Below are 13,062 nucleotides of genomic sequence, written 5' to 3' on the forward strand. Positions count from 1 at the left end.
TGGTTCACAAATATCCTCCTTTATCTATATAACAGAAATTGGTGCAAATTCTTTAATAAGCTTTTTTATTCCTGCATTATCAAAAGCAATTGTCAACTCTGTACCACTTGTACTTTTCTTTACAGAAATTATTGTCCCTATGCCAAATTTGTCATGTTTTACTTTGCTTCCTGGCCTAACATCCTTTGAGCCTGTATTAATAGGTTTTGGTGTCTCTTTTAAGGTTGCTCCCCGATATATCCCTATGTTTGGTGCTAAAGCCTTTTGATCTCTCTTCTTCATTTCCTCTTTATCCATATCAATCAAACGCTCTTCAATTTCATCAATAAATCTAGACATTGGATTGTAGTTGGTTCTTCCATATAATGTTCTCATTCTTGCATGGGTTAGGAATAACATCTCTTCTGCTCTAGTAATTCCTACATAACAAAGTCTTCTTTCTTCTTCCAAATCTCGATCACTCTCTAAAGCCCTTGAGATTGGAAATATCCTCTCCTCCATCCCTATAAGGAAAACAACTGGAAACTCTAAGCCCTTTGCACTATGAAGAGTCATAAGCACTACTGCATTTTCCTCATCATCCATCGTATCTAAATCTGATACTAATGATATATTGGATAAAAATTCTTCTAATGTATTTACTTCACTACTTCTTTCAAAGTCCATAGCAACCGATAAAAATTCTTGCAAGTTTTCAATTCTCGCTTCAGCCTCTACTGTATTTTCATTACGAAGCTCATCCATATATCCCGACTCTTGCAATACATTTTTAATAAGTTCTGTTATGCCTATTTCTTCCTTCATTATTCCATATTTCGTAATCAATAATGCAAAGTCCTTTATTCCTGCTTTCACTCTTTTTGAAAAACCTTGAATAAGTTCATCATCTAGGATTACACTAAATATACTTTCTCCTGTTTGATTAGCCATTTGTTCTAATTTTTCAACAGTTCTATCTCCAATCCCTCTTTTAGGAACATTGATTACTCTTTTAAAGCTTACATCATCTACAGGATTTTGAATCAATCTCAAATAAGCAATAATATCTTTTATTTCTTTACGATCATAGAACTTTAATCCTCCATAAATCCTATAAGGAATCCCTGCTTTCATGAGCATTTCTTCAACTACACGAGACTGGGCATTTGTTCTATAAAGAATAGCAAATTCTGAATAGTTTCTTCCATCCGTTTCTACCATGTCTTTAATTTGTTTTACAACAAACCCTGCTTCATCATGTTCATTCATAGCACGATAATATCTTAATATTTCTCCACTTTCTTGAGAAGTCCATAATTTTTTGTTTTTTCTACTTCTATTATTTTTAATAACACAGTTCGCAGCATCTAATATATTTTGTGTCGAACGATAGTTTTGTTCGAGTTTTATTACAGTTGCATTTTTAAAATCATCCTCAAAATTTAGGATATTTCTTATATCTGCACCCCTCCAGCTGTAAATAGAGTTATGGACAACAATTCCTTCACATATATATTGTCTAAAATGAGGAACTGATAAATCATATACATATCCATCATACTCTTCAAAAACAACTTCTTCTATAATGTCTTCTATGATTTTTCCATCTTCATATACTGCTACATGCATTGTAGGCTTCATATGAGCTAACGGCATATAATAAAAACTCTTTTTCTCTGTTAATCTTGCTTTTTTTACAATATCAATAGTATCATCTAGTTGTGCTAATTCTCTTGCATATAAATAAGCTTCATCATATTCTTTTCTTTCTGTTTCTATTCTCCACGTATTTCTTTGTCCATCCCTTACAGGAAAATCTTTGCTAGCTTTTTCCTTTAAATCTTCTCCTGATGTATTCAAACATATTCTATGTCCATGCCAACCAGCATCTAATCCAGTTTCTCTTCCTCCAAAGGAAGTAACATTTACAATTCTTCTTATAGACTGACCGCGAACAACTGCATTACACAAATGCTGTGGATATTCTTCAAAAATACATAAATCATTCATTAAATTAATTGCAGCTTTTTCTGTGTTAATTTCCTTATAAATTGCATCAATATGTTCCTGTAATAATGTCATTTTTCTTCCATTTGCATGAAATACAGTTGTAGGAATCCCATATTTAAAAGCATATAATTGTTCATAAAAGTGTGCTTCATCTTTACTAAAGCATACTTTTAGAATCCACATCTTATCTGCATGTTCTTGATTAAGCCTTACGGCCAATCCATTTGTAATTTCACCTTTTCTACTTCTTACACCCTGTGTTTGTCCTATACGATATCCATACCCTTTTTTATACATTAAATACACATAATAAACTCCAGGCTGTGGATTCAGTCTTGCAAAACCAATATGATTCGGTGTACCTTTGATTTCTTTTCCTGATTTTGTTTTAATCCTTACGATAGGTCCTTTATATTCTTTTTTCATTTTCTTATCTACAGTACCTATCATAGTTTTCGCTTGTCCTGAAGCACAAAGCACCTTTTGATGCTCTTTAATTTCTTCTATGGCAATTTTTCCATCTTGCGTCTCTACTTTACACCCCTCCACAATACATTGATCATCGTCCCCTACAACGCATAAATTTCCATGTTTTGCTGCAAGCATAGAAATCAACTTATATTGAAGCTGATTTGTATCCTGATACTCATCTACCATTATGTATTGAAACTTATTTTGGTAATAAGAAAGAGTTACTTTGTCATTTTCAAATAGTTCAACAGTCTTAAAAATTAGATCATCAAAATCTAGTGCATTATTCTTTTTTAACTTTTTCTGATAAAGTTTATATATCTTTCCTATTGTCTCCATTTGAAAATCGCCAGCATACTCTTTTATAAACTTTTCCGGAGTTAACATTTTATCCTTCGCTTCACTAATTCTATGCTGAACCATAGGAAGTGGATATAATTTATCATTTATGTTTAATTCTTTATAACATTCCTTAAAAACTACCTTTTGATCCGATGTATCATAAATGACAAAATCATTTGTATAACCTATCTTTTCTATATCTCTTCTTAAAATTTTTACACAAGCAGAGTGAAAAGTGCTTACCCATATATCAGTAGGCCTTCCTAATAAATCTTCTACTCTGTACTTCATTTCTTTTGCTGCCTTATTTGTAAATGTAATCGCTAGAATATTCCCTGGATAAACTCCAAGCTCTTCTATTAGATATGCAATTCTATGAGTTAAAACTCTAGTTTTTCCCGATCCAGCACCTGCTAAAATAAGTAGTGGTCCTTCCGTTTTTAAAACAGCCTCCCTCTGTGGAGGATTTAACATGGACAAATCCATAAATTTTCTCCTTTCTTTTGTACCTTTTATCTATGTCTTATTTCATAATTCTCAAAAGAACTTTGATAAGAAATAGTATATCATAATTTCCTTTTTTTCAGTAGAGATGCGAACGTTTGTTTTGTATAAAAAAAGTGAAATATTTTTATTGTAATCTATAATAGAGGATAATATAATTTTGTTATCTAAATTCAATATCTAATCAAAAAAAGTACAGATAGGGGTGCCTACAATGTCACAAGTATATAAAAATATTAAAAACGATCATCAAATATGGAAATTCTGTTTTTATGGTTTACTAAAAAATCTCAAATTTTTTGAACCATATCTTCTCATCTATCTTTTAGGGATGGGTTTTAATTTATTTAAGATAGGTATTTTATTCTCAATTAGGGAAGTCATTACCTATATATTTGAAGTACCTTCAGGCATATTTGCTGATCACTACGGAAAGAAAAAGGAACTGATGATTTGCTTTACTTTTTATATAATTTCATTTGTATTTTTCTTTATAGGAAAAAGCTTTTACAATTTTGTAATCGGTATGATCTTCTTTGGATTAGGTGAAGCCTTCAGATCTGGAACTCATAAAGCAATGATTTACACTTATCTTGAACAAAAAGGATGGTTTGAGCATAAAGCCTTTGTTTATGGAAGAACAAGATCATTTTCTTTAATAGGTTCAGCAATTTCTGCTTTTTTATCAATCCTATTTATTCTAAATTTACCTAGTGCAAGATGGATTTTTTTAATTTGTATCATACCATATATTATAGATTTTATACTAATATGGTCTTATCCTGATAGTTTAGATGAAAGAAGATACAATGTATTAAATTTGAAAAAATTCTTTATAGAAAGCTTTATTCAACTTAAGAATATTATTTTCAATACTTCTTTAAATAAAATCCTTATTAGTTCTTCGCTATATGATGGGATTTTTAAAACAATTAAGGATTATATTCAACTTATTTTAAAGCTAACAATAATAACTTCAGCTGCTTCTAGCTTGAAAGTGCTAGAAGGAGAAAATATGGTAAAAATATACTTAGGAATTACTTATGGTATATTTTATATATGTAGCTCTATGGCTTCAAAAAATGTTTACAAGCTTAATAAAATAACAACATCCAATAAACTATTAGTTGTTTCATTTGACGTTATGGCAATCCTTTTGTTGTTCCTTTCAATTGCAATAAAAAATAATAATATAATGATTATTATTGGAATTTTCTTTGTCTTATATATATTAAAAGACGCAAGAAGACCAATATTTGTTGATGTATGCGGTGATTATATGGAAAAAAATCAACGTGCTACAGTATTATCTGTAGATAGTCAATTAAGATCACTTTTTACAGTTATTTTTGCTCCAATCTTTGGTTTTGTAGCAGATCATTACTCCATAGGCACATTATTTTTATTGATTGGCATTCTAATTCTTATCGTTAATCGATTTTTATATGTACCAAAACAAAGTTTACAGATTAGATAGGTAATAAAATCTTATTCATGGGTGTTGATTCTTACTTTTTTAAGAATCAACCCCCATTTACTCATCTAATATTCCTTCACTATATATCCTATAATGATGAAATTAATTATTTTCTTTCATATTATATTTTTCCATTCTATATATAAGGATATGTCTAGTATATCTTCATTGCCTCTATTGCGGATTTCATTATTCCATTAGCTGTGATCATTATTACAGGCATATTCTCATTAAGCTCCTTCCTCTACTGCAATAGGAAGATATACATCTATTTTTGTTCCCTTTCCTACTACACTATCTATCCCCATATAGCCCTTATGTTCTTCTATAATTCTATGGGTAATAGATAATCCAAGCCCTGTTCCAGTATCCTTTGTAGTGTAAAAAGGCTCAAATATTTTTTCAATTTTTTCTTGAGGTATTCCTATTCCAGTATCTTCAAAAGAAATTTTTACCCAATTCTTTTCTTTGAATAGACTAATATATAATTTCCCACCTTTTGGCATAGCTTGTACAGCATTAAAGATAATGTTTACAAATGCTTGTTTTAATGCTTCTGAATCTACAAATAATTTCACATCTTCTTGTAACTCATAATTCATTTCTACATGGTTCTGCTGTGCATATTTTTTCGTAATCAGTAGAATATCCTGTAGTAGGCCATCTATACTTTGAACCTTTCTTTCATATACATTAGGCTTCGCAAAATTTAACAAACTCTGAATTACTGAATTTGCTCTATCAATTTCATGAATGATAATTTCAAGACCTTCTTCTAACTCTTCATCGTCTGTATCTTCATGTATTGTTTGGGATATGGTCTTTATAATACCTAGTGGATTTCTTATCTCATGAGCAATACCTAATGCAAGTTCTCCTACTGCTGATAACTTTTCCGATCTTTTTACTTGGCTTTCTAACTTTCGAATCTCAGATATATCTTCAAGTACAAGTACAACTCCCTCTACCTTGTCCCTAGTGCTTCGTAATGGATATGCAAACAGTTTTACATAAACACCTTTTCCATCTTTTGAAATGCATTGTGTTTCCATATTTAATACTTTTTTATTATATTTAAATACATCATTTAATATTTTTTCCACATGGTCGTATTCGACAAACAAAGAACTTAAATTTCTACTCTCAATTCCTCCATCTAATTGAAATATTTTTTTCCCTTCCTTGTTCATAGATTGTATCATTAAATTTTTGTCAACAGCAATAAAAACATTTGTAATACTATCTAATATATTTTGGGTATAATTTTCAAGATCCGTTAATTTTCTTATTTGTATTTCTAGCATTTTTTTCTTTTTAAAGTCAGATTCCACTAAAAATCCTGTGATTGTACCTATAACTATAAACATCATAATTTCTAAAAATTGATTTAATACCTCTATATTGATTTTTCCAAAATATAACAATAAATGGGGTGTATACAGCATAGAAATAATGAGTGATGAAAGTACACCACCTTTTAGTCTAAATTTAAAACTAGCAACAATAATAGGAATATAATATAGCCTTCTATAGAAGTCATGTATATCCCATCTTGAAGCTATAGTAAAATAATGAAGTAACGTGATCCCTATAATACTCATACTAATAAATAGAATCTCTTGAATTTTTTTTTCTGTTCTCATCATTTCTCTCTCTTTCATATTTTATAATTATTACGATGATTATAAAATCCCATGAGATATATTTCATGGGATTTCAATTTCATACTTTTAAAACCTTTATATTCTGAAATACCTACTTAGATTTAGAACCATTACTTTTTTTATTTACATCACAGCAATCTAATCTTTCTGATCCAAAGTTTTTCTTATTTGCCTCACCTAATTTCTTCAAAAAGTTTTCAAACCACTTTTTCATTTCTTCTTCCTCCTTTAATTTTATGATGATTTATATATTTTACATTTATTCACTATAAGTACTTTTTCTCTAATTTGTATCAATTATCTGTCTACATTGCTCACACCTTCTTTTAAGTTTTTCTTTACAATTTTAAGAATAATTATATTCTTCTCATTCAAAACCATAATAAGAAACTGTAGCTTTTCACACAGCACTTGTAGGATATGCTCCTTTGTTACAATTTATTAAAACAATTGATTTATGCTATAAATACCTACCGTAACCCCCATCGTTATAAAGAAAATAACTTATTAAATAACCATATGCTTAAATTTATCCATATGCTACCCTCTCCTTTTAAAGATTTTCAATTATTTTTAACTTACTTGTATTTAATGCAAGAACAATACCAACTATAAAAATATATTTTTAGGACAATATTATATTTTGGCATTAATTTTGCGTGAATGCTTATACTAGAAAGGAGTGATATTTATGGAGAAAAGAGGTCTTTTTATGAAACAATTCTTAAGAAATTTTATTATAATAGCATTGATATCTTTCATATTTCAAGCTGCCTGGGAATACTTATCATGTGGTTTATTTTATGCTATGGACACAAAAACAGCTACTTCTCCATTAATGTGGAGCGCAACCTTTGGTGATGTAATGATGACTGTAACTTTATATGTTATATTATCATTTGTTAATGGAAATTCTAACTGGATTGTAAATAAGTGGAAATCTAAAGAATATATTATTATATCACTATATGCTTTATTCTTAAGTTTTTATTTTGAAATAAGTGCTCTTTACTCTGGAAGATGGGCCTATTCAGAAGCTATGCCTTTATTCCCTAATACAAATATTGGTTTAATACCAGTAATACAACTTTTAATCTTATTTCCATTTACTTTCTTTATCAGTAAATTCATTATTAAAGCAATAAATAAATAATCTATAACTATGCAAAAGCTAATAATTCATAAGCAATAAAAAACCTTCTATTTGCAGAAGGTTTTTTATTGCTTATAACTTTTTATTTTTCAATTGGTTCTCCTGATTTTTCATAGTCTTCCCATGAACCATCATAGTTTTTCACATTTTCATAACCAAGTAATTCTGTTAATGCAAACATTGAGTGAGCTGCTCTCCAACCACCTAAGCAGTATGTTATAATTTCTTTATCAGCTGTAATTCCCTTTTCTTCATATAATGCTTTTAATTCATCAGCACTCTTGAATGTACCATCTTCTCTTAGTGCATTTGTCCATTCAATGTGAACAGCTCCTGGAACACGTCCTTTTCTCCATTCTTTGTCTGAACGCGTATCTAAAGTAGCAATATTTTCATTATCAAAGCTTGTTTTTACTGTCTCAACAGTAGCAAGTATATCTGGGTTTTCTCCTTTGATTTCATAAGTTGTTGCTTCTTTTTTTGCTGGAGATGATGCTGTTTCATAACCAGCATTTTCCCATGCTTTTATACCACCATTTAAAATTTTCACATCATCATGGTTGTAATATTTAAGAATCCACCAAACACGTGCTGATAATAACATATTTTTCGCATCATAAAGAACGATTGTGTCATCATTATCAATACCTACATTTGATAAAACTTTTTCCCATTGTTCTTTCGTTGGTCTCGCATTTTTTAGTCCATCTGCAGTATAATTAAAGTCTTCTTCTTTAATCTTAACAGATCCTGGTATATAATCTCTTACTTCTACACCAAGGATTACAACATTTTCATCATTCATAATTTCTTTTAACTCTTGTGCTGAAATTAAACTTTCTGGATGAGCATATCCTAAATCTCCTACTTTTGTCTCAGCATTTTCCTCTGCTTTTGGTGCTTCTTGAGCAGGTTGTTGTGTACATCCAACTACTGAAACTACAAGAGATAAAATTAGTAGCGTTACAATAAGTAACTTTTTCTTAAACATAAAATTCATCCTCCCTTTTCATTTGAAAATATTTACTACAAGGCTATAAAGCCTATTATAGTCTCGTATATTAATAAATTAAATAAATTTTATTTTAAATCCTCCATATTAATTCCTTTTTTCTTGGCAATGTATTTTGGTATTAATGAAACTAAGAATAAAGCAATACCTGCTATAGCAAACTTCACTAACAATCCTGCTGAAAAACCGTTTGTTACAATCTCTCCAGCCATATAAGCATAAATGAATGCTCCTGGTGCCATACAAATTAATGATACGATAAAATATGTTCCTAAATTAATTTTTGTCAATCCATATGCATAATTTTGGAAAGAAAATGGAAAAACAGGAACTAAACGGGTTAAAATTAAAAAACTTGTTCCATTCTTCTCAACCCCATCATCTATTTTTTTGAACATTTCGTTCTGTCCGATTTTCTCTTCAATCATTCCTCTAGCTACATATTTTGAAACTAAAAAGGCAGCTGTCGCTCCAAGTGTTGCCCCTATTAACGAAACAACTCCTCCTAATATTGGACCAAAAGCAATTCCAGCTACAATTGTAAGCATTGATCCTGGGAGCATAAATACACAAGATGCAATAAAAACCAGTATAAATACAAGATAACCCCATATACCAAAAGACTTAAAAAATGCTTGCATTGCTTCAACATCTTGAATCTTGCTAACTACACCTGTTTTCCAAGCTATAAAAAAACCAATAGCAATAATAAGTACTGCTGCTAACAATTTAAATGAACTTGACTTTTTTTCTTGTTGTTTTTCTTTTCCTTGAGACATAACTGCACCTCCAATGATTTGTAAAAGGGAAAATTCCCTCCTACACGCCTTTATTATTTTATTTCGCCAGTTTCAACTGGAAGATCTTTATGATAACTCCATTCAATCCATGAACCATCATAGTTTTTCACGTTCTTATATCCTAATAACTGTGTTAATACAAATGTAGTATGTGCAGAACGTACTGCTGATTGACAATAAGGGATAATTGTTTTATCCGGTGTAATACCATTTGCTTCATATATAGCTTTTAATTCTTCTAATGTTTTAAAGGTTTTATCTTCTCCTTCACCTGTATTGATCGCTTCTTTATATTCAATCCAAACACTCTTTGGAATTCTTCCCTTTCTATATGCACCTTTCTTTTAAGCTCTCACCTGTAGCTTCTTCAATTGAACGTGTATCTAATATGATTACATTAGGATCATCAATTGCTGCTTTTACATCTTCTAAAGTAGCTAATTTACTTTCATCTACATCTCCTTTAAATTTGTACTCTGTAGGAGTGATTTCAGGCTTTTCAATAGTTGTATCTAGTCCTGAAGCTTTCCATCCATCAATTCCTCCATCGATTAAAGCCATTTTTTCATGACCATACATATCTAAAATCCACCATACTCTAGCAGCATCATATTCACCTTTGCCATCATAAAGTAAAATCATTGTTTCATTATCGATCCCTAAACTTCCTAAGAATGCTTCCATCTTTTCTTTTTCTGCTCTCATTCCACCAAACTCATAGTTTGTACTTTCATAATCTGGTCTCCAAATGTTAATAGCTCCTGGAATATGTCCTAATAAATATTCTGCTGATTTTCTAATATCTATCACTGCAATTTTTCCACCTTGATCAATCATTTCTTTTGCTTGCATTGCACTTACAATCACTTCAGGATTTGCATATTGATCATATTTTGTTTCTTGTTTTTTTAGTTCTTCTTCAGTTTTCACATCAGGACTACTACAGCCAGCAACTCCAAATATTAAAGTAGCTATCATCAATACAACTAATAATTTTTTCATAAATTGTCCTCCTTTAATATTATTTTAAAGTCTTATTAATCGCTTTTTTAGACTTGTATCGATTTATCCAACTTGTAATTGGACTGCTTGGCACACAAGGAAACTCTGACTTTGAAGTCATAACTTCTCCAAAAATCAAGTCAAGAATATGCACTGCTTTTTTTCCACCCTTAACCATAGATTCTCTACAAGCAGCACAATATGCTACAACATAATCTGTCTCAAACTCCTCTGTTCTTCTTTTCATAACCCTTAATGCTAAATCTGGATTGGCTGGAACAACCATTCCTCCAAAACCACAGCATCTTGTATTTTCCTTTGTATGAGGAGGCTCAACATATTTATATCCTAACTCATCCATAATCCATCGGATTCCATCTTGAATGAATGATTTATATCTAGTTGGACATGAATCATGAATCGTAAATACAAGATCGCTATTTTTTCCAATTCCTACAGATTCTTTTGGTAATCCTATTTTTGGTAACAACTCCCATAATGATATAACCTTTTGTTTAGGACTATTTTCTGAAATTGTCATATAACATGACTGACATGCAACAACAACTTCCTCTGCCCCTAATCTATCAATTTCAGCTTGTAAAGTATCATATCTTTCATGGAATTTATCAACTTGCCCTAAAGCCTTTGTTGGCTTTCCACAGCATTTTAATATAGCCCCTGTCCCTGGTAATTTTTCTTGTAAAAAGGCTAATGTTTTTTCTACTGCTTTAGGGTTATAGGATGGTAAACTACATCCAGGAATAAATACTCGTTTCGTTTTCATACTAAGCCCTCCCCCTATTTTTTTGCTGGTCTAGCCGTGTTAAATAATTTTGAGAAGCCAAGCATTTGATGCATATCTATCGCTTTATGTCCTTTTATTGGTGACTTTCCATTATTTGCCTTGACCATTTTCTTTCTAATTTCCATAAATCGATCTGACATTTTAAAATCCTTTGGACATGCAATCGTACATTGGATGCACATATTACATGAATAAGGTATGATTGGATCTACTTCTCCCGTTTCTATGATATTTTGGAATAATTCTTTCGGACATTCACAGAAATCATTTAACATAATACATTCTTTCATGCAAAGCTTACATTCACATTTTAAACATCTTGATGCTTCTTCTACTGCTTGCTCTTGTGTAAATCCTAGGTCTACTTCATCAAATCCTTTTACTCTCTTTTTAGGATCTAATTGCTTAGTTTTCACTCTTGGTAGATTATCTGTTTCTTCTTTTATTTCAGTTTCAAGCCATGTTTCATAAGTTCCTTCATATTCTCTATCTGCTGTCATATCTTTTCCTTGTAAGTATCGATCTACAGATATAGCAGCTTTTCTACCTTCTGCCATTGCTTCTATTACTATAACAGACCTACCGCTTGCATCTCCTGCTACAAATACATCCTCTAGCTTTGTTTGCAATGTAACTGGGTTTACTATAAATCTTCCACCTCTTTGAGTTTCTAGTGCTTCTACCTTTACAAAAGAATTGTCTACTGCTTGACCTACAGCAAAAATTACATTATCCACGTCTAACATTTTCTTATTTTTTTCATCGAATTTTGGATTAAATTTTCCATCCTTATCAAATATAGAAGTACACTTCTTAATTTCAAATCCTGCTACCTTATTATTCTTACCAACAATTTTTTCCGGACCAAAGCCTGCATGTACAATAACTCCTTCTTCTTCTGCTTCTTCTACTTCCCAATCATGGGCTGGCATTTGATCTTTTGGTTCTAAGCATACAAGATGTACTTCCTCTGCACCTACTCTTCTTGCACTTCTAGCAACATCTATTGCAACATTTCCTCCACCAATTACAGCAATTTTCTTTCCTATATTGAATTTTCTTGTTAAGCTAACTTCTCTTAAAAAGTTAACTGCATCAAATACCCCTTCAAGATCATGTCCTTCTACTGGAATCACAACACCTTTATGAGCTCCTACTGCTATAACAACAGCATGAAAATCTTTTCTTAATTGATCAAAAGATATATCCTTTCCAACTTCTACTCCTAGCCTAAATTCAACACCTATCTTTTCTAATAATGAATATTCACGATCTATAATATTTCTAGGTAACCTATACTCAGGTATTCCTACCCGCATCATTCCTCCCACTACTGTGAGTTTTTCAAATATTGTTACCTTATAACCTTTTCTTCTTAAATCTAGTGCTGCTTGTGCACCAGCTGGTCCTGCTCCAATAATGGCAATACTTTTTCCATTTTCAGGTTTAATAGATGTATCCCAATCAGATTCATCATCATAATTATCTGCAACAAATCTTTTTAATGCTGCTATTGCCATAGCTTGTTTAAAAGCTTCTTCTCTTTTACATTTTTCTTCACATGGATGTGCACATATTCTTCCTAGTGATCCTGGTATAAACAATTTTTCTCTGATTAATTTAATAGCTTCTTTATATTTTTCTTCCGCTATTAGATTCACATATCCCTTTACATCCGTATGCATAGGACAAGTAGCTTCACAATATGGAGGTGCATCTCCCATGCATCCATCTACAATTTCCTTCATTTTTTCCAAAACTTCTTTTGGGTATGAAATCTTATTCATAATTTGCCCCCTTTATCTATATAGTTGTTATATGCGAAACAATCTTTGTTAAT

The 13,062-nt window shown here is 31.0% G+C and carries 11 protein-coding genes; 2 read left to right on the top strand and 9 right to left on the bottom strand.

Features of this window, described 5'->3' with window-relative positions; all coding sequences use genetic code 11:
* Positions 1-24: 24 nt before the first annotated feature.
* Complete coding sequence (locus FQB35_RS11940) at positions 25-3,288, bottom strand: UvrD-helicase domain-containing protein (RefSeq protein WP_148810110.1); 3,264 nt, start codon at positions 3,286-3,288, stop codon at positions 25-27.
* Positions 3,289-3,520: 232 nt separating this feature from the next.
* Between FQB35_RS11940 and FQB35_RS11945 the strand changes: the two genes are divergently transcribed.
* On the top strand, positions 3,521-4,783 hold the full coding sequence (locus FQB35_RS11945) for an MFS transporter (protein ID WP_148810111.1): 1,263 nt from the start codon (positions 3,521-3,523) through the stop codon (positions 4,781-4,783).
* Between the two features lie 230 nt (positions 4,784-5,013).
* Here FQB35_RS11945 and FQB35_RS11950 read toward each other — a convergent pair whose 3' ends face one another.
* Together FQB35_RS11950 and FQB35_RS16470 are read right to left on the bottom strand one after the other, a co-directional pair.
* A complete protein-coding gene (locus FQB35_RS11950) occupies positions 5,014-6,426 on the bottom strand; it encodes an ATP-binding protein (protein WP_168198337.1) in 1,413 nt (470 codons plus the stop codon).
* A 112-nt stretch (positions 6,427-6,538) separates the two neighbouring features.
* Complete coding sequence (locus FQB35_RS16470; protein ID WP_269902689.1) at positions 6,539-6,661, bottom strand: LDCC motif putative metal-binding protein; 123 nt, start codon at positions 6,659-6,661, stop codon at positions 6,539-6,541.
* A 477-nt stretch (positions 6,662-7,138) separates the two neighbouring features.
* Between FQB35_RS16470 and FQB35_RS11955 the strand changes: the two genes are divergently transcribed.
* Positions 7,139-7,600: a hypothetical protein gene (locus FQB35_RS11955; protein WP_207707300.1), complete on the top strand. Its 462-nt coding sequence runs from the start codon at positions 7,139-7,141 to the stop codon at positions 7,598-7,600.
* Between the two features lie 82 nt (positions 7,601-7,682).
* Here the strand turns inward: FQB35_RS11955 and FQB35_RS11960 are convergent, their stop codons facing one another.
* From FQB35_RS11960 to FQB35_RS11980, 6 genes are all read right to left on the bottom strand, one after another.
* Positions 7,683-8,591 (bottom strand): sulfurtransferase, encoded by a 909-nt coding sequence (locus FQB35_RS11960; protein WP_168198338.1) that lies wholly within the window; start codon positions 8,589-8,591, stop codon positions 7,683-7,685.
* A gap of 89 nt (positions 8,592-8,680) precedes the next feature.
* Positions 8,681-9,391, bottom strand: coding sequence for a TVP38/TMEM64 family protein (locus FQB35_RS11965; RefSeq protein ID WP_148810114.1), 711 nt, complete (start codon positions 9,389-9,391; stop codon positions 8,681-8,683).
* Positions 9,392-9,444: 53 nt separating this feature from the next.
* Positions 9,445-9,729: a sulfurtransferase gene (locus tag FQB35_RS16665; RefSeq protein WP_207707399.1), complete on the bottom strand. Its 285-nt coding sequence runs from the start codon at positions 9,727-9,729 to the stop codon at positions 9,445-9,447.
* Positions 9,730-9,739: 10 nt separating this feature from the next.
* Complete coding sequence (locus FQB35_RS11970; RefSeq protein ID WP_207707301.1) at positions 9,740-10,414, bottom strand: sulfurtransferase; 675 nt, start codon at positions 10,412-10,414, stop codon at positions 9,740-9,742.
* Positions 10,415-10,433: 19 nt separating this feature from the next.
* A complete protein-coding gene (locus FQB35_RS11975; RefSeq protein ID WP_148810115.1) occupies positions 10,434-11,201 on the bottom strand; it encodes a (Fe-S)-binding protein in 768 nt (255 codons plus the stop codon).
* Positions 11,202-11,215: 14 nt separating this feature from the next.
* Complete coding sequence (locus FQB35_RS11980) at positions 11,216-13,009, bottom strand: FAD-dependent oxidoreductase (protein ID WP_148810116.1); 1,794 nt, start codon at positions 13,007-13,009, stop codon at positions 11,216-11,218.
* Between the last annotated feature and the right edge of the window lie 53 nt (positions 13,010-13,062).

Source organism: Crassaminicella thermophila (assembly GCF_008152325.1).
In the GTDB taxonomy this organism is placed as follows: Bacteria; Bacillota; Clostridia; order Peptostreptococcales; family Thermotaleaceae; genus Crassaminicella_A; species Crassaminicella_A thermophila.

Coding starts and splice junctions, on each gene's coding strand:
- FQB35_RS11970 (WP_207707301.1), bottom strand. CDS start 10,414: ATGAAAAAATTATTAGTTGTATTGATGATAGCTACTTTAATATTTGGA.
- FQB35_RS11965 (WP_148810114.1), bottom strand. CDS start 9,391: ATGTCTCAAGGAAAAGAAAAACAACAAGAAAAAAAGTCAAGTTCATTT.
- FQB35_RS16470 (WP_269902689.1), bottom strand. CDS start 6,661: ATGAAAAAGTGGTTTGAAAACTTTTTGAAGAAATTAGGTGAGGCAAAT.
- FQB35_RS11945 (WP_148810111.1), top strand. CDS start 3,521: ATGTCACAAGTATATAAAAATATTAAAAACGATCATCAAATATGGAAA.
- FQB35_RS11980 (WP_148810116.1), bottom strand. CDS start 13,009: ATGAATAAGATTTCATACCCAAAAGAAGTTTTGGAAAAAATGAAGGAA.
- FQB35_RS11950 (WP_168198337.1), bottom strand. CDS start 6,426: ATGAGAACAGAAAAAAAAATTCAAGAGATTCTATTTATTAGTATGAGT.
- FQB35_RS11940 (WP_148810110.1), bottom strand. CDS start 3,288: ATGGATTTGTCCATGTTAAATCCTCCACAGAGGGAGGCTGTTTTAAAA.
- FQB35_RS11975 (WP_148810115.1), bottom strand. CDS start 11,201: ATGAAAACGAAACGAGTATTTATTCCTGGATGTAGTTTACCATCCTAT.
- FQB35_RS11960 (WP_168198338.1), bottom strand. CDS start 8,591: ATGTTTAAGAAAAAGTTACTTATTGTAACGCTACTAATTTTATCTCTT.
- FQB35_RS11955 (WP_207707300.1), top strand. CDS start 7,139: ATGGAGAAAAGAGGTCTTTTTATGAAACAATTCTTAAGAAATTTTATT.